The organism is Nocardia mexicana NBRC 108244, assembly GCF_001613165.1.
GTDB classification, from domain to species: Bacteria; Actinomycetota; Actinomycetes; order Mycobacteriales; family Mycobacteriaceae; genus Nocardia; species Nocardia mexicana.
Map to the genome: position 1 here is coordinate 46,376 of NZ_BDBV01000081.1, position 17,300 is coordinate 63,675.

Annotated in this window: 15 protein-coding genes and 1 tRNA gene; 9 read left to right on the top strand and 7 right to left on the bottom strand. The window is 69.2% G+C overall.

The window, feature by feature from the left end; all coding sequences use genetic code 11:
- Positions 1-215 precede the first annotated feature (215 nt).
- The 3 genes from NM1_RS30320 to NM1_RS30330 all read left to right on the top strand — a co-directional run bounded on the left by NM1_RS30320 (position 216) and on the right by NM1_RS30330 (position 1,844).
- Positions 216-539: a hypothetical protein gene (locus NM1_RS30320; protein WP_068027616.1), complete on the top strand. Its 324-nt coding sequence runs from the start codon at positions 216-218 to the stop codon at positions 537-539.
- Entirely contained in the window at positions 536-1,069 is a 534-nt protein-coding gene (locus NM1_RS30325; protein WP_068027619.1) for a DUF6286 domain-containing protein, read from the top strand. Before NM1_RS30320 ends, NM1_RS30325 begins: the two co-directional genes overlap by 4 nt.
- A gap of 211 nt (positions 1,070-1,280) precedes the next feature.
- Positions 1,281-1,844, top strand: coding sequence for a hypothetical protein (locus tag NM1_RS30330; protein WP_068027743.1), 564 nt, complete (start codon positions 1,281-1,283; stop codon positions 1,842-1,844).
- A gap of 93 nt (positions 1,845-1,937) precedes the next feature.
- Here the strand turns inward: NM1_RS30330 and NM1_RS30335 are convergent, their stop codons facing one another.
- Together NM1_RS30335 and NM1_RS30340 are read right to left on the bottom strand one after the other, a co-directional pair.
- A complete protein-coding gene (locus tag NM1_RS30335; RefSeq protein ID WP_068027623.1) occupies positions 1,938-3,236 on the bottom strand; it encodes a D-arabinono-1,4-lactone oxidase in 1,299 nt (432 codons plus the stop codon).
- 297 nt (positions 3,237-3,533) lie between these two features.
- A complete protein-coding gene (locus NM1_RS30340) occupies positions 3,534-4,208 on the bottom strand; it encodes a TetR/AcrR family transcriptional regulator (protein WP_246011729.1) in 675 nt (224 codons plus the stop codon).
- 115 nt (positions 4,209-4,323) lie between these two features.
- Here NM1_RS30340 and NM1_RS30345 point away from each other — a divergent pair, with 115 nt between their 5' ends.
- Positions 4,324-5,826 carry an MFS transporter gene (locus NM1_RS30345; RefSeq protein ID WP_084520183.1) on the top strand — a complete coding sequence of 501 codons (1,503 nt, stop codon included), beginning with the start codon at positions 4,324-4,326 and terminating at the stop codon, positions 5,824-5,826.
- 109 nt (positions 5,827-5,935) lie between these two features.
- Here NM1_RS30345 and NM1_RS30350 read toward each other — a convergent pair whose 3' ends face one another.
- Both NM1_RS30350 and NM1_RS30355 read right to left on the bottom strand, forming a co-directional pair.
- On the bottom strand, positions 5,936-6,886 hold the full coding sequence (locus tag NM1_RS30350) for an FAD-dependent oxidoreductase (RefSeq protein ID WP_068027626.1): 951 nt from the start codon (positions 6,884-6,886) through the stop codon (positions 5,936-5,938).
- A 152-nt stretch (positions 6,887-7,038) separates the two neighbouring features.
- Positions 7,039-8,187 (bottom strand): lipase family protein, encoded by a 1,149-nt coding sequence (locus tag NM1_RS30355; protein ID WP_246011731.1) that lies wholly within the window; start codon positions 8,185-8,187, stop codon positions 7,039-7,041.
- Positions 8,188-9,344: 1,157 nt separating this feature from the next.
- Between NM1_RS30355 and NM1_RS30360 the strand changes: the two genes are divergently transcribed.
- Positions 9,345-9,743 carry a DUF190 domain-containing protein gene (locus tag NM1_RS30360; protein WP_246011733.1) on the top strand — a complete coding sequence of 133 codons (399 nt, stop codon included), beginning with the start codon at positions 9,345-9,347 and terminating at the stop codon, positions 9,741-9,743.
- A 124-nt stretch (positions 9,744-9,867) separates the two neighbouring features.
- Positions 9,868-11,502, top strand: a complete 1,635-nt coding sequence (gene pgm, locus NM1_RS30365; RefSeq protein ID WP_068027632.1) for a phosphoglucomutase (alpha-D-glucose-1,6-bisphosphate-dependent) — start codon at positions 9,868-9,870, stop codon at positions 11,500-11,502.
- Positions 11,503-11,568: 66 nt separating this feature from the next.
- On the opposite strand, the gene NM1_RS30370 is transcribed toward pgm, so the two are convergent.
- A complete protein-coding gene (locus tag NM1_RS30370; protein ID WP_068027635.1) occupies positions 11,569-12,246 on the bottom strand; it encodes a DUF899 domain-containing protein in 678 nt (225 codons plus the stop codon).
- A gap of 98 nt (positions 12,247-12,344) precedes the next feature.
- Here NM1_RS30370 and NM1_RS30375 point away from each other — a divergent pair, with 98 nt between their 5' ends.
- Complete coding sequence (locus NM1_RS30375) at positions 12,345-13,604, top strand: MFS transporter (protein ID WP_246011735.1); 1,260 nt, start codon at positions 12,345-12,347, stop codon at positions 13,602-13,604.
- An 85-nt stretch (positions 13,605-13,689) separates the two neighbouring features.
- A complete protein-coding gene (locus NM1_RS30380; RefSeq protein ID WP_307719343.1) occupies positions 13,690-14,430 on the top strand; it encodes a DsbA family protein in 741 nt (246 codons plus the stop codon).
- A gap of 157 nt (positions 14,431-14,587) precedes the next feature.
- On the opposite strand, the gene NM1_RS30385 is transcribed toward NM1_RS30380, so the two are convergent.
- Together NM1_RS30385 and NM1_RS30390 are read right to left on the bottom strand one after the other, a co-directional pair.
- Complete coding sequence (locus NM1_RS30385; protein ID WP_068027643.1) at positions 14,588-14,863, bottom strand: hypothetical protein; 276 nt, start codon at positions 14,861-14,863, stop codon at positions 14,588-14,590.
- A 56-nt stretch (positions 14,864-14,919) separates the two neighbouring features.
- On the bottom strand, positions 14,920-16,326 hold the full coding sequence (locus NM1_RS30390; RefSeq protein ID WP_169814345.1) for an HNH endonuclease signature motif containing protein: 1,407 nt from the start codon (positions 16,324-16,326) through the stop codon (positions 14,920-14,922).
- 157 nt (positions 16,327-16,483) lie between these two features.
- Between NM1_RS30390 and NM1_RS30395 the strand changes: the two genes are divergently transcribed.
- Positions 16,484-16,556 (top strand) — tRNA-Ala (locus NM1_RS30395).
- Positions 16,557-17,300 lie beyond the last annotated feature (744 nt).

The window sequence follows — 17,300 nt, forward strand, 5'->3', positions numbered from 1 at the left end:
TGGTCAACGGTTGCGCGTCCCTCATCGTGACCACTGCCGTTCGTCGATGTCAATCGAAGATGCCGTACTGATGCGCGACTACCAGGGACAAACTCGCGACACCGCCGCCGCGGCGGAAAGGCCCGGCGCGTACACCGGCCCACGACGGATGCACCAGCTAGTGTTGCGCTATCCCGGGGGAGTCGAGCCGATCCACACCGAATCGGGAGGAAAGCATGACGAGCACGATGACCGCGATCGCGCCCGCCACGGCGTCGCCCGGACCCGTGCAGGCGGACGACGCCGACGCCGTGCGGGAGGTGGTGACGGCGGCCGCGCGGGAGATCACCGGCGTCGCGCGCGACGTCCAGGCGCAGGTCAAGCTTTCCCGCGGCACGGCGGTGGTGTCGCTGTGGCTGCCGATCCACTATCCGATGCCGATCTGGCAGGTCACCACGGTGTGCCGCGAGCACGTCCTGCGCCGGATGCGCGAACGGGTCGGGGTGCCGGTGCGGCGGCTCGATATCGACGTGGCGGAACTGCCGGGGAGAGCACGGTGAGGCGGCGGCCGTCCCGGGCGGTGCCCGCGGCGACGGTGGCCCTGGCGCTGCTGGCGGTATGTGCGATCGTGGTGCTGTCGCTGGTCCAACGGCTCACCGGCGCAAAGGAATTCGTCTCCTACGACAGCATCGTGAACCGATTGCGCGACATCGCCTGGGAGGGGCCGTGGGTCGCCGTCGCGGGTGTCGGCGCCGTGCTGGCCGGGCTGCTGTTGCTGGCGCTGGCGGTGCTGCCCGGACGCCCGGTCGTCGTGCCGCTGGCCGCCGATGACGAGATCACGGCCGGAGTTCTCCGCCGCGGCCTGCACGGCGCGCTGCGCGAGGCGGCGCAGTCGGTGGAGGGCGTGCAATCGGCACGAGTCCGGCTGCACCGCAGGACTGTTCGCATTACGGCCCGCACCCGCCACGCCCACCCGGCTGATCTGCCGGAGGCCGTGTGTGCGGCGGTGGACGAGCGGGTCGCGCGCATCGGGCCGCACCCTGCCCCACGGGTCTCGACCCGGCTACGCCGCGCCGGGAGCTTGCGATGAGCGCGGCGAGGCAGGCGCGACGGCTGCCGATCGGCAGTGATACGCGACGGAATTCGGTGACGTCCGCGCAGTTGGATCGGGGCCTGCGGTGAGCGCCGCGAGGCAGGCCGCGGTCGCGGAGAACGGACGTTCGTCGGCTTTCGGCGATGCTCGCCGAAATGCGCCGGCGCCGGTCCGGGGCGTGCGGGGGGATCGTCACGGCACGCGGCCGGTGATTCGGCGTCGGCCGCCCGTTCGGCTGAACCGGATTCTGCTCGGGGTGATCGGCGCCGCGCTGCTCGCGGTCGGCGGGTATGCGCTCGCGGCGCATTTCGGGCAATTGAGCTGGGTGGACGCCGATTCTCCGGTGATCGCGCCGCGCCCCGCGCCGCCGGCCTGGCTGCTGTGGGTGGTCGTGCTGGCGGCCGGTGTCGCGGGCCTGGCCTGCCTGCGCTGGGCCACCGCGCAGGTGACCCGGACGCCGCTTCCGGTGCGCTGGCGGGCCCGCATCCCGGACGCCGCGGACCGCACGACACTGACGTCGGTGACGGTCGCCGCCCCGGTGGCCACGGATCTCGAGACCTACGACGGCGTGCGGTCGGCCGCGGCGTGGTTGTCGGGGCCGGGCCGGGCGCCCGCGCTGCACCTCGTGGTGGTCGCCGACTCCGACGCGGATATCGGTGCGCTGCGCACCCGCATCCTCGACCACGCCGTGGCCCGCCTGCGCCAGGCCCTGGAGGTCGAAACCATCCCGGTCACAATGGAATTGCGCCTCCAAGGCAAGGACTCGGCGTAAACAGGCCGCCGCCGAACGGCGTGTGCGCGCCGTATCGGCGGGCTCCGGATCGCGTGGTGACTTCGGGTACGCGGGGGAGGTGCGAGGCGCAGATCAGCCGACTGGGCCCAGCACCCTCTCGACGTATGCGTTGGTGAAGCGGCCTTTCGGGTCCAAGCGGTGGCGGACCTCCTGGAACCTGTCCCACTCCGGATAGCGCGAACTCAGCGTTTGCGCCGTCTGGAAGTGGCGCTTGCCCCAGTGCGGGCGGCCGCCGTAGTTGTCGAAGATCGCTTCGCACGCACGGAAATACGGCTCGTACTCCATGCCGCGATACTGGTGTACGGCGATGTAGCAGGTGTCGCGGCCGCCGGCGGGGGACAGGAAGGCATCGTCGGGCGCCACCCAGCGCACCTCGATCGGCATCGGGGTGTCGAAGCGCTGGGACAGCTGCTTGATCTCGCGGACGGCGTCGGCCGAATGTTCGCGTGGGACGGCGTATTCCATCTCGGTGAACCGAATCAGCCTGGGGGAGGCGAACACTCGATACGACCGGTCCACCTGGCGGCGGTAGCTGCCCGCGTAGGCGGCGCCGCGCTGCACCCACGGAATCAGCTGCGGGAACCGGCGGCACAGGCGGGCCAGCGCGTCGAAGGTGTGATTGGACACCAGAATATCGGCGAACCAGTCCACGGCCTTGCCGCGCGGCTGCTCCGGCACCTCGATTCGGTTGTTGCGCTTGGTCATCGCGAGCGGGCTGTGGGCGAACATGTAGAACTCGAAGTGCTCGTTGCCGTCGATATGGCCGTCGAGATCGGCCAGGATCTCCTCCACCGGCACCGGCCGCTCGATGCCCTCCAGCACGAACGACGGCACCAATTGCAGTGTGGCGGCGGTGACTACGCCGAGCGCGCCCACATTCACTCGCGCCGCGCGCCAGCCGTCGGGGTCGGTCTGCTCGTTCAGCTCCACCCGGCTGCCGTCGGCGAGCATCAGCTCCACCGAATGCAGTGCGGCCGAGATGTTCTGCAGCGCCGCGCCGGTGCCGTGCGTGGCGGTGGCGGTGGCGCCCGCGATGGTCTGCACGTCGATATCGCCCAGGTTCGGGAAGGCCAGGCCCAGCGGGTGCAGCGCGTTGCTCAACTCGTTCAGGGTGGCGCCCGCCTCCACCCGCACCTGTCCGGCGGCGCGGTCGACCTGCAGGATACGGTTCAGCTTCGACATCGTGAGCAGCATGCCGTCGGTGAGTACCGCATCGGTGAAGGAGTGTCCGGCGCCCGCGACCCGCACGGTCTGCCCGCTGCCCGCGGCACTCGCCAGCAGATCGGCCAGGTCCTCGGGGGAACCGGGTGCGGCGATCTCGGCCGGCGTGCACTGCTGATCCCCGGCCCAGTTCACCCACGAATTGGTCATGTGACCAACTTTAGGCCATGAAGTGTGACGCGCGCTACCTATCGCAAAGTCGTGTCCCGGGTGTGTGGTGTCGGGCGCGCTACTGATTGGGAAATCGTGTCCCGGGCGTAGGTGTGTGTCGGCCGCTGTGTATTGCCTCTACGCAGCCGAGGCGTGCGGTGTGTCGACAGGCGCAGATTGCCCGTTGCGTTCAGGGGCATGCGGTGTGTCGGGTGATGCGGAACGCTTATTCGCAGCTGTGGCATAGCGGACGTCGGCCGATACCGGCTGCTTATTCGCTCGTGGGAGTGGCCGGGCCTACCGGCGGCGGCAGGCGAAGGTCTCGGCCTTGGCCTGGTCCACCTCGTCGTCGCTCAGTGGGGGTACCGACAGCGGCAGGCGCGGCGCGCCGTCGGCGCGGATCCCGTCGAGCGCGATCTCCAGGTAGCGCCGCCACACCTGGTCGTTGATCGGCTTGGCGAAGGTGGCGATCGACTCGACCATATTGATGATCGCGAAGAAGTCCGAGCCCTCGATGCCCTCTCGCAGCACCCCGGCGGTATGGGCGCGGTCGACCAGCCGCGAGACCGAGGGCTTGATCCGGTCGCGCACCGACGCGAAACGCTCCATCGCGTCGGGTAGTTCGAGCATCACCTCGCTGAAACCGCGATTGTCGGCGAAGTGCTGGCAGGACCACTCGAACAGCTCCACCACCCCCGCCCAGGGATCGGGGTTGCGATTGGCCCGCTCGGTGGCCTCGGCCATGGCCGCGACGGTCTGCTCGAAGACCTCGAGGATCAGCTCCTGCTTGTTCGAGAAGCGCCGGTACACCGTGCCCACGCCGACACCCGCCGCCTCGGCGACGTCGTCCAGGGTGACCTCCAGCCCGCGGTCGGCGAACAATCTGCGCGCGGCCTCGACGATCCGCTGTTGGTTGCGGGCGGCGTCGGCGCGCAGACGCCGAGGTGGGGGCATGGTGGTGGCGCGATTCACACCCTCATGTTAGCAAGCATCGGGATTAAGCGGAGGCATTCTCTCCGTTATGGTGGTAGCTTTCATAGGAAGCGGAGGGGAGTCCTCCGCATAAAGTCACCGGACAAGGGGACCCATGACTACCGCGATCGACCTGGAAAAGGAAGCGGCGACCTCGTCGCCGAATGCGGGCCGTCGCGGCTCGCATGCCATGCGCTGGTGGGTGCTCGCCGTGCTCGGCGTGGCCCAGCTGATGGTCGTGCTCGATGCGACCGTCGTGAATATCGCGCTGCCCGCGGCGCAGGCCGACCTCGGCTTCTCCAACGGCGACCGGCAGTGGGTCGTCACCGGATATGCCCTGGCCTTCGGCAGCCTGCTGCTGCTCGGCGGGCGACTCAGTGACCTGTTCGGACGTCGCAACACCTTCATCGTCGGATTGATCGGCTTCGCCGTGGCCTCCGCGATCGGCGGCGCGGCCACCGGGTTCGAGATGTTGGTCGCCGCGCGCGTCGCACAGGGCGTGTTCGGTGCGCTGCTGGCGCCGGCCGCACTGTCGCTGCTGACGGTGACCTTCACCCAGCCGTCGGAGCGCGCCAAGGCCTTCGGCATCTTCGGTGCCGTCGCGGGTACCGGCGGTGCGTTGGGCCTGCTGCTCGGCGGCGTGCTCACCGAGTGGGCGTCGTGGCGCTGGGTGATGTTCGTGAACCTGATCTTCGCGGCGGTCGCGCTGATCGGCGCGGTGCTGCTGCTGGCCAAGCACGTGACGACGAACCGGCCCAAGCTGGATATCCCCGGCACCGTCGTGGTGACCGCCGCCCTGTTCGGCATCGTGTACGGCTTCTCGCACGCCGAATCGCACGGTTGGACCAACGGGGTCACGCTGCTGTTCCTGATCGGCGGCGTGGTGCTGCTGGGCGTGTTCGGATGGCTGGAGACCCGGGTCGCGCATCCGCTCCTGCCGCTGCGCATCGTCCTGGACCGCACCCGCGGCGGCTCCTATATGACCGTGTTCGTCATGGGCATCGGGATGTTCGCGATCTTCCTGTTCCTGACCTACTACATGCAGCTGACCCTCGGGTACTCGCCGATCATGACCGGCGTGGCGTTCCTGCCGATGATCGCGGGCATGGTCGCCTCGTCGACCACGGTGCCCTCGCTGCTGCTACCGAAGGTCGGCCCGAAGGTGACGGTGGCCGTCGGCTTCCTGATCGCGGCGGGCGGCATGGCCTGGCTGACGCAGATCGGCCTGGACACCGGATATGCCACGCACATCCTGCCCGCGCTGATCCTGCTGGGCCTGGGCCTGGGTGGTTCGATGTCGACCGCCTTCCAGGGTTCGACCGCCGGTGTGCAGCACGAGGATGCGGGCGTGGCCTCGGCGATGGTCAACACCAGTCAGCAGGTCGGTGGCTCGATCGGCACCGCGCTGCTGAGCACGATCGCCTCGTCGGCGGCGTCGAGCTACATGTCCGGCCGCGAGCCGAACCCGATGAACGCCGCGCAGTCGATGATCGAGAGCTACACCACCAGCTTCTGGTGGGCCACGGCGATCTTCGTGGTCGGTGCCGTGCTGGCGGCGGTGCTCATGCCGAATACCGTCCCGGCCCCGGCCGAGGGCGAGCCGGTCATGGCGCACTGAGCGCATAACCCGAGAGAAACCGTGCCCCCGCCCGAACGAATCGGGCGGGGGCACAGCGCTTTCGGGCGGAGATGTTTCGCAAGGCCGTCTATTCGTGGTACCGACCTGCTCACAGACTCTCGACGAGCGCAGCCACCTCGCGCGCGCAGCCGTAGCCGATAGTGACGCCGGAGCCGCCGTGGCCGTAGTTGTGGATCACGGGGATCGGCGCTGAACCGGTGTCGTCGAGTTCGAGGCGGACTTCGGCGCGACCCGGCCGGAGACCGACCAGTGTCTCGAGCACCGTGCTGTCGGCCAGTCGCGGTACGAGGTCGCGGCAGCGGCGCAGGATCGACTGTGTCAGTTGCGGATCGGGGGTGCGATCCCACGCGCCGACCTCCAGCGAGCCGCCGAGAATGCAGTCGTCGGCACGGGGATGGACGTAGGCGCGGCCGAGAGGGTGCGCCTCATCGCGTACCGACATCGAGATGCCCGGATTGGCGACGCGCACGATCTGACCGCGAATCGGGTGGACGTTCGCGTCATCCGCCAGCAGTCCGGCGCGCAGGCCCGCGCAGTTGACTATGACATCGGGTGCCAGGTCGTCGAGTTCGTCCAGTTTCCGGATGGTGCGCCGCACCCACCGCGCGCCGCCCCGGCGGACCTGAGACTCCAGCCACGGCAGGAAGACCGGCATCTCGATCAGGGGGACGGTGAACCGGAACCCGGACCGGTAGTGCGGCGGGAGTTCGTCCGCCCGGGCGCGCCGGAACTCTCCGACGGTTCCGGCCCAGGCCGGGATCTCCGGTTCGTCCCGATATACCGTGAGCGACTTACACATCCGAGCGCCCGGCACCTCGTCCCGGGCGAGCCGTTCCAGCTGGGTGAAGGTCTCGGCGCTCCAGGCGGATACGCGATCGGCGGGCCCGGCCGCGGTCGGGAACCACACCGCCGCGGCGAGAAACGATGTCGTCGACCGCACCTCGTCCGCGCTCACGACCACGACCTCGCAGCCGCGGCGTAGCAGCTCGAATGCCGTTGACAGGCCGACGATTCCGGACCCGATCACCACCGCGCGCACGGGGCACACGATACCAGGATGGAACGTACCGACATTCAGCGGCGCGTTACACAACGATAAGATAGGCGGCGTGGGAGGCTTCCGGTCGATTCGGCAGTGGCTCGTCGCGGCGCCGACGTACCGGCCCGCCGGGACTCGCGGGAAGCCCGCCCTCAGCAGTTGTTCGGAGGCGCGAGCCCCGCGAAGCGGTCGCCGAGGTATCCGAAGGCGTTGGCGGATCCCGGTGCGATGGCGGCACCGTGATCCGCCCCCGGGATGATCTCGAACAGCACCGGCGTGCCCGAGGCGCAGTAGCGGCCCGCGACATCGCGTGCGAGCCAAGGGTTCACAACGTCCGCACCGCCGTGCCACTGGTACACGGGAACGCGGGGCGCCCCGGCGAACGTCTCCAGGCTGTTCTCGTGCAGGACGCGGATCTGCGCGCCGCTGACGTCGTCGACCCCGCCGGTGAAGTACTCGGCGAAGCTGCGGTTGGCGGCGGCCCCGATGATCTCGTCGGTGCAGGCGTTGGCGATCCGGCCGCGCAGGTCGTGGCCCGCCGGGGTCATCCGGGCGTCCAGCGACATCACGTCCGGGTACTCGCGTTCGAGCCCGACCGCGGCGGCGAATCCCAAGCCGAACAACGGATTCGGCGTCGCCCCCACGTCCAGGGCCAGCTTGCCGATATTCACCGGCACCCCGCCCATGGCGGCGCCGACGATAGGCAGCTCCGGTGCGTATTCGGGGGCGAGCGCGGCCGCGAATCCGGTGGCCATGCCGCCGCCGGAGTATCCGGCCAATCCCACCGGACTGTCGGCCAGCCCCGTGGGGGCGAACCGTTTCGCCGCACGGACGCCGTCCAGGGTGAGCCGTCCGCCGAGCCGCGCCGCGCCGTAGGAACTGGCGGGGCCGAGATGGTCGGGCACGGCCACCGCCCAGCCGCGGGCCAGCAGCAGATTCAGCGCCGCCGACTCCCGCAGCCCGCCGTCGAACAGGCTGTGCGACGGCGCGCAGTGCAGGCCGAGCGAGTTCACGAACGGCTGGTACGACACCAGCGGCCGGTTACCGACCCCGCCGGGCACCAGCACCGTCGTCACGGCGGCGATGGGCGCGTCGGCGGAGTTCGACGAGCGGTAGACCAGCTGCCACGCGGTGGCGCCCGGGAATCCGGGTGCGGCCACGGTGCGGCTGCGCACCACATCGCCCGGCCGATAGTCCGCGATATTCGGCGGGGCCCAGTAGAAGGCGTCCGGGTCGGGGATCGGGAACACCGCCGCCTGGGCCGGGGGAGCGAGCGATCCGGTCGTCAGTATCGAAATCATCGCCGCCACAGCCATTGCGGGGCGGCCGAGCAAGGACGGGTGCCTGTTCCGGCCCGGCAGGCCCATGTCGACACGCGGACGCCGCAAGGGGTCGCGGACCGCCTCGCGCGCCGTGCGGAGCCACGTTCGCGCGGCCGGGTGCCAAGGCCCATCGGCGGAGGTCCGGCGTGGTCCGCGAACCGGCCGCTGCCACGCCGTCGGCTCGGAACTTCCGCCGGGGGACGGTGCCGTCACGCGCAGTCCCGGCCGACTCTGCCGCGAAACCCGCACTACCGCCATTTTCGCTCCTGATATCCCGGCGCTGGATCGGCGGGCGAGTGGCCGGTGCCGACCCGGCGGCGCTGATCGAGTGCAGCCGGATGTCGTGCTCGGCCATCGTGTTCGTCGGCGACAGCGAGCCGGTACGCCGGAGGTGTGCGATGGCCGCCCGGTGACGACTGGCAAATGATTGGCTAGCGCACCGGGCAGGGTTATTACAGCAGCCGACGGGGCATCCTTCAGGGTGCCGCGCCGGTTCGCCGGTCTCGATCTGTTGCGCCGGACCGATGCGGTCCCCGCATCGCCGCCGGATGCCGATGCCGTTGGTCGGCTCGCGGCCGCACGGCCCGATGCTCGACGGCCCGCGCCGGTCCCCGAGGGGATATCCGGTGGTGACCGGTACGGCGGCCGCGCGCCGACTGCTGCGCGATCGCTGGCAGTTAGCATGGCTCGACAGGTATCGGTCTCGGGCAGGAGGGTTACCAGGTGGATTCGCGAACCGGCGCCCACGCGGAGGGAGCCGCCGGTGCGCCCGGTGGGCACCCCGGGTGCGTCCATGTTCGGTGGTACGAGTCTTTGCCCGCCACAAGCGAATCCGATACTCTGGACCACTCTTGCGGCGAACGCTGCCGAAGCGTCGGTGCTCGTCGCTGCGTTGCTGCACGGTGCCGCCGGGCGGGCGGTGTGCAGGTGGCGGCCGCCGCGCGGCGGCAGTGTGCTGGGTGGTTTCACCACTCGCCGATCGAGACCGGCGAGGTTCGTAAACTGCCCGAATCGGGTGCGCCGGGGAGGCGGTCTACGCGGACCCGCGGGGGATGGTGGTTGCGCTGGGTGCGGTCGTGTCGTGGGTCGGCGCGGCAGGATGGACAACGGAACGGCACGACGATTGGGGGCAGGTGATGAGTGAGGCACCGATGGATCCGGTGGTGCAGATCGTCACGGAAGCCGACGCGTGGCAGCCCGATCCGCGGTGGCGGCCGGCGGCCCGGCTGACGGTGCTGCTGGGCGAGGACGACCACTGGAAGCATCGGCCCCGCTATCACGAGATCGTGCGCCGGGCCCGCGATGCCGGACTCGCCGGTGCCAGCGTGTGGCGCGGCGTGGAGGGGTACGGCGTGTCCTCCCGGATCCACACCACCCGCATGCTCGACCTGGCCGAGAACCTGCCGGTGATGGTGATGGTCGTCGACGACGCCGAACTGCTGCGGGATTTCGTCGCCGCCAACGCCGAACTGTTCGACACCGGGACGGCGGCGCTGTCGCCGGTGCAGGTGTGGGACTCCGGGGTGCGCCGATGATGCAGGTAGCGGACGTGTCGGTGGCGTTCGATACGGTAAACCCCCTGGACGGGCAGCGGGGACCGTCGTGATCGTGATGACCAGCCCCAGCCGGACGGCACCGATACGGAAGGGAGGCCCGACCATGGCCCATGATCGAGCCGGGCGACCGGCGCGGGCCACTGATCTGGTAGACCTTCCGCATCTGGTCACGGCCTATTACAGCCGCATCCCCGACCCCTCGGAGCCGTCGCAACTGGTGCAGTTCGGCACCTCCGGGCATCGCGGCTCGAGCCTGGACTGCGCCTTCAACGAGGCACACATCCTGGCGATCACGCAGGCCATCGTCGAGTATCGCGCCACGCGCGGCATCACCGGGCCGGTATATCTGGCCCGCGACACCCACGCGCTGTCGGAGCCCGCGTGGTCGACGGCGCTCGAGGTGCTGGCCGCCAACGAGGTCACCGCCATCGTCGACGCGCGCGGCCGCTACACGCCCACTCCGGCGCTGAGTCATGCCGTGCTGCGGCACAATCGGGGCGGCACCCGCCACCAGGCCGACGGCATCGTGGTGACCCCGTCGCACAATCCACCGCGCGACGGCGGCTTCAAATACAACCCGCCGCACGGCGGCCCGGCCGATACGGTCGCCACCGACGCGATCGCCGACCGCGCCAACGAGCTGCTGCGCGGCGGTCTCGCCGGGGTCAAGCGCACCACCCTGCAGCACGCCCTCGACACCAGCGTCGAACGCTACGACTATCTCGACCACTACATCGCCGACCTGCCGAACGTGCTGAACCTGGATGCCGTGCGCGGCGCCGGAATTCGGCTCGGCGCGGATCCGATGGGCGGGGCCAGCGTCGACTACTGGGAGGAGATCGGGCAGCGGTACGACCTGGAACTCGAGGTCGTCAACCCGTTCGTCGATCCCACCTGGCGCTTCATGACCCTCGACAGCGACGGCAAGATCCGCATGGACCCGTCCTCGCGATACGCGATGGCCTCGCTGGTGGCCATCCGCGACGATTACGACGTCTCCACCGGCAACGACGCCGACGCCGACCGCCACGGCGTGGTGACCCCCGATGCGGGACTGATGAATCCGAACCACTTCCTGGCCGTCGCGATCGAATACCTGATCGCGAACCGGATGAGCTGGGATGCGCTGACCAAGATCGGCAAAACCGTGGTGACCTCCTCGATGATCGACCGGGTGGTCAGCGTGCTGGGCCGGCAGGTGCACGAGGTGCCGGTCGGATTCAAATGGTTCGTGCCCGGATTGTTCAGTGGCTCTTTGGCTTTCGGCGGCGAGGAGAGCGCCGGCGCCTCCTTCCTGCGGCACGACGGCACGGTGTGGACCACCGACAAGGACGGCATCCTGCTGGCGTTGCTGGCCGCCGAGATCACCGCCGTCACCGGGCAGAGCCCCTCGGCCCGCTACGCCGAGCTCGAAAAGCGTTACGGCAGCCCGTCTTACGCCCGCATCGACGCCAACGCCACCGCCGCGCAGAAGTCCCGGCTGGCGGCGCTGACGCCCGACGACATCACCGCCACCGAGGTCGCGGGCGAGGCCATCACCGGCATCCAGACCCGCGCCCGCGGCAACGGCGCGGCGCTCGGCGGGGTGAAGGTGACCACCGAGAACGCCTGGTTCGCGGCGCGGCCGTCCGGCACCGAGGACAAATACAAGATCTACGCCGAATCCTTCGAGGGGTCCGAGCATTTGGCGCAGGTGCAGGCGGCCGCGGAGGAAGTCGTCGGCCGGGCGCTGGGCTGAGTTCACCCACCCCGGCTCCGCAAGCTCCGCCTAGCCATCCCCCTGAACCGAGCGCCCCCTTGCCGATCAGTATTCGTCGCGCTTGCGGGGCCAGCCGTCGAACTCGGTGCCGCGGCCGCGCGGAGCCCGATCGAGCAACTGCCAGGTGGCGTTGAGCGCGTCGGTGCCCCGGTCGTAGGTCGAATAGGTGTGGTAGACGACGCCGCCCTGTAGCGCGAAGCTGCTCAGCGCCATCAACTCCATGACGTCGAGCATGCTGCCCCCGCCCGGCTGATCGCGGCGCGGCGTGGGGATGTGCATGTACTCGTAGAAGTCCTCGTTGAATCCGTTGTCGCCCATCGACACCCATTCGATGTCCCAGCCGAAGCGCTTCTTGTAGTCGTTGAGCACATTCAGCGGGGAGCGCGAGGCCAGGATGAACGTGACATCGCGATGGGCCAGATGCGGCACCGCGCCCACGAGATTATCGGTTTCGAAGGTGCATCCGGGGCAGCCCTCCGGCGTCTTCGGGCCGTGCATGAAATGCCGGATGATCAGCTGTGAGCGCCCGTCGAACAGTTCCGCCAGGGTCTTCTCGCCCGCGTTGGTCTGGAAGCGGTACTTCTTCGTGATCGGCACCCAGGGCATCGCCTGCCGCTCCCGGGCTATCTCGTCGGTGCGGCGGGTGAGGTCCTTCTCCTCCGCGCGCAGCTTCTCGTAGGCCGATCGCCACTGCTCGCGGGTGCCGACTGCATGCATGGGCATGATGAATCCTCCCTCGGTAAGGGTCCGTATCAGTTATGACCGGACGAGCTAGGAGAATTCATCGGTCCGGGAAGTTCTCCCCGGCGGAATATGTTGTGGTGAGTCGTGCAGGACGGGTGCAGCGGGTGAGCGGAAGTAGACCGGGGCGGTTGCCCGTCGAGATCTGGGTGCTGATCGGCGCGGCGTTCATCATCGCCCTCGGCTACGGGCTGGTGGCGCCGGTGCTGCCGCAGTACGCGCGCAGCTTCGGGGTCGGCGTGGCGGCGGCCTCGGCGATCGTCAGCGCCTTCGCCCTGATGCGGCTGCTGTTCGCGCCGGTCAGCGGGCGCCTGGTGCAGCGGCTGGGGGAGCGGTGGGTGTATCTGGGCGGGCTGCTGATCGTGGCGTTGTCGACCGGCGCGTGCGCCCTGGCCCAGGGCTACTGGCAGTTGATCGTGCTGCGGGCGCTCGGCGGCATCGGATCGACCATGTTCACGGTGTCCTCGCTGGGTCTCGTGATCCGCATGTCCCCGGCCGGTGAGCGCGGCCGGATCTCGGGGCTTTGGTCCACCAGCTTCCTCCTCGGATCGCTCGGCGGACCCCTGATCGGCGGGCTCCTGGCCGGGCTCGGGCTGCGGATGCCGTTCGTGATCTACGCCGTTGCGCTGCTGATCGCCAGCGCCGTCGTGTACTGGAGCCTGCGCGATTCGACGCTCGCGGCGCCGGAGGCCCCGGGCGAGGTGCGCGTCATGAGCTTCCGGCAGGCGCTCGGGCGGCCCGCCTACTGGGCGGTGCTGTGGTCCAACTTCGCCAACGGTGCGGCCGTATTCGGGGTGCGGATGGCACTGGTGCCGCTGCTCGTGGTCGAGGTGCTCGGCGAGTCCGGGGGTGCGGCAGGCATCGTGCTGACGGCGTTCGCGGCCGGGAACGCCGGCGTGCTGTTCATGTCCGGGCGACTGTCGGATCGGTTGGGGCGCAAGCCCTTCCTCATCGTGGGCACGCTGGTGTGCGCGCTCGGCACGATCGGGCTCGGCTTGTCGCCGAATCTCGGCTGGCTGCTCGTGGCGTCGTTCGTCGCCGGGCTCGGGTCGGGGATGTTCACGCCGTCCCAGCAGGCGACCGTCGCCGATATCATCGGGCCGAATCGGCGCGGCGGACCGGTGCTGGCCGGATTTCAGATGGCCGCCGACCTCGGCACCGTGCTCGGGCCGGTGGTGGTGGGCGCCCTCGCGCAACGGATCTCGTTCGGGTTCGGGCTGGCGGTGACCGGTGCGCTGCTGGTCGTGGCCGCGGCCGGGTGGGCGTTGGTGCCCGAGCCGATGCGGCGGCGGGCCGTGGCGGATGCCGTCCCCGCGGGCGAGGGCACCGGGTCGCGCTGACCTCCGGCGTCGCAAATGGGTCATTGCGGCCGTGTCGACACGCGTTCGATTCGGGTCGCGGCCTCCGCTTTGGCAGAGTGGACGCGTGAACTCCTCCGGACCGAAGTACACGCCGCGACCGATGAACAGCCGCACCAGCTATGCCCTAGGCGCGGTCGCGCTGGTGGTGATCGCGGTGATGGTGGTGCTGTTCGTGCGCTGGAACAGCGACAACAGCCTATCGGTGCGCGACGAAGGATACGGCCCCGTGCACGATCCGGCCGTGCACGCCCTGCTGGATTCCGACGGGGCGATCGTGCTCGGTAAACCCAACGCCGCCAAGACCATCGATATCTACGAGGATCCGATGTGCCCGGCGTGCGGGTCGCTCGAGCACATCTACGGCCAGGAGATCGCGCACAAGATCGACGAGGGCAAGCTGGCCGTCCGATACCGGCTGGTGAACTTCCTGGATTCGAAGTCGGGCAGCAAGGACTACTCGACACGTGCGGTGGCCGCCAACGAATGCGTCGCCGACGCGGGCGACGGGCCGGTGTACTCGAAGTTCCACGCGCTGCTGTTCACCACGAAGCAGCCCAGTGAGAACGGCGGCGACCTCAGCAATGACGAGCTGTCGGCGATCGCCAAGGAGGCCGGTGCGCCCGAATCCGTGCTGCAGTGCATCGCGAAGGGGCAGCGGGTCGATTCGGCGCGCAATCACGCCGAGGCCGCGCTGACGGCGCTGAAGTCCGCGCTGGGCGGGAAGGTCGGCACGCCGACGGTGTTCGACGGTCCGAACGAGGTCGACGTCAACGATCAGGAGTGGGTTGCCAAGATCGCGGGCTAGCTGAGTTTTCTGAGAGCGTTGTCCGGGAGCGCTTGTCCGGGAGTGGATGGCCGGGAGCGCATGACCGGCCTTGCGACCCGTTGCCCCGGGCGGGATCCCCATACCGCCCGGGGCGGGTCCCCGAGTACCTGCTGCAGGCTGCAGGTTGTGTGTGGGGTTACTCGAGGTTGGGTGGCTCCACATCGGGTGGCTCTAGTTCGTCTTCCTCGGGTTCGTCGCCGAGCAGGGTTTCGTAGATGCGGTTACGCGCGTCGGCGATCGCGTTGACCGTGTCGCGTAGTTGCCGGGCCATCGCCGCGTAACCGCATCCGGCATCGGCCTTGTCGAGTTCGGATTCCAGCCGCCGGCGAATCTGCTCCAGGGCCGCTATGCGCTCGCGTTCCACCCCGACGTCGATGATCGTGGGAGCCGGAGGCGGGTCCGGGGGTTCCATGACGTGCCGTGTCCTCGTGGGTCGGTGGTGGGCAGGGCATACCCGGTCAATAGTGTTCAGTGGCTTGCCTTTTCGGTGCGAACGGGCAGATCGTCCTCGGGTGGCACGGTGGACAGGTGCTCGTGCGCGAGGGCGTGTTCGAACGGGTAGGTGAGATCGGCCGAGGCCGGGTGGGGCAGGTCCACAGGTGTTGTGGGGGAGGGCCATTCGAGGTCGGGGGCCTCGTCGTCGGTGTGCGGGAACAGGTATCGGGAGCCCTCGCGGACGGTGGTGTGGATGTCGCCCGCAGGGCTGGTCCACTGCAGCCTGTCGCCGTGGGTACGGCGCACGTCCCAGCGCTGTCTTCCCTTGTCCGCCAGCGACTTCAGGCGGTGGTGACGGGGGCACAACACCGCCAGGTTCGCCATCACCGTCGCGCCGCCGCGGCCCGGATGTGCGGTGTCGAACGGCTCAGTGTGGTCGAGTGCCGATTCCGCCGCGGGCATCGCGCAGCCGGGGAATCGGCACAAACCGTCGAGGGCGCGGATTTCGCGATCCAGCCACGCCGCCGGCTCCTCGCGCATCGCCTCCTCCGTGGTGGTCGGGTCGTCGGTGCGTTCCGGAATCACTTGGAACTGTGCGTGTTCGGCGATTCTGCGGGCGAGATCGGCATCGAGCGGGCCGTAGCCCGCCAGGAGGGCCGGATGGTTCCCGCCGCCGAGCAGCGTGTCGGCGGGGACGCCGATTTGGATCAGCGGACGGCGCGGCGTCGCGGTAGTGGAAGGCTCGGCCGGGCACTTCCGGCGGCCGCACGCACAGCGCAGTACGCCCGTGCCGTCGGCCAGGGCGACGAGCGCATCCGCGCGCCGCTGCGGCATGGTGCGCGGATCGGCCTCGCACACCCGCAGGCTCATCTCTCGCAACCGCATGGCCACGGTCTGTGCGCCCGCGGCGGGCAGCAGGCCGTCGAACACAGCCATGCCGTCCTGCACGGCCTTGATGCGCACGTCCCGGTCGCCCTCGCGTCGTTCGCGGCGCCGCTGCTCGCCCTCCGGGTCCAGCTTCGCCACCCATCGCCGGGCGATCTGCCGCAGCCGGGCGGGTGCCGACCGCGCGGCCGCCTCGATGAGCTTCTGCTCCAGTTCCTCCAGCAGTTCGGCGGGCATATCGCGGGTGTTGTCGGCGATCACCTGCACCCGCGCCAGGTCTATCCGGCCCGAGGCGAACGCCGCCCGTGTCCGCGGCAGCACATCCAGCGCCAGCCCGATATCGATCAGTGCCGCCGCCACCTGTTCCGAGATCTGTACCGCCACTGCGGCCTCGGTTGCCGTGAACTCACCGCTGCACGGTCCGCCGCCCTGCTCCTGCTCCGCCTCGCGCTGCCGCCGATACAGTTCGCGCACCGCCAGCACCTCTGCCGCCTGCGCAAACGCCGCCGCCCCGTGTGCCCGCCGCAGTGCATCGATCAGCCCCTCATCACTCATCGTCTGAAGCTCCCCGCTGTCGAACATGTGTTCGAGCCTACTCTTCGAACATCAGTTCCACCAGCCCGCAAACCCAGGCGATTTGGTCCCATGAGCAGGCGTGGTGTAACTTCGTTGAGGCCGGAGGGGAACACCCCGGCGGCCGAAAACTGAACACGGGGCTATGGCGCAGCTGGTAGCGCACCACACTGGCAGTGTGGGGGTCAGGGGTTCGAGTCCCCTTAGCTCCACCGATTTAGTCGGTATAAGAACCGCCCCCTTGGGGGCGGTTTTCCCGTTTCCAGCGGTGTTCGGCCTATGGTTCGATGTGTCGGGGATGCGAAACACTGGGACCAGTCGGTCGGGTGCGGCGACGGTAACTTCTGCGATGAGCGCCTCGATGAGTGCTTTGCTCTGGATTTGATTGCCGCTGTCGATCCGGAGGAATGAAGCGATTCAGGTATCCAGCGGCCGTAATCACGGCCCTCACACCACTCGGTCCAGAGGCCGTCTCGCCGCGCCGCGGCCGCTAGCTGTGATGTCTCAGGCCCGGACAGAGCGAGCGCAGGGGCAGCACGCGGTGGGGCGCGCCCCGGCCGCGAAGAAACACCGAGCTATCCGCTGGTGCAGGACCATGACATCGTCGTCTTCTACGGTGCGAGGGGTACGTGCACATCGGGCCCGGCCGCCCCGGCCGAGGCTCTTACCTGATGTGAGGAGGTCTCGGTGCGCCGTTCTTGTAGTCGCGTATTCGCCAGTGTGGCAGCGGGAATGATCTGTATGGTCGGCTGGGCGCCCATCCCGGCTGCGCAAGCCCAACCGGGAAATCGCGAAATGCCGATCGAGTACTCCTGCGAGAAGTTCAATCCGGAGGCCCCGGACACCCCTCCATTCACGGTACTTGCCACCTACTGCGAGGCTCGGTACGACTCACCGACCCAGGGAGAGGTAGAGGATGTGCGCCTCAGACTGCAGGCGCCATGGTCGGACCGTAA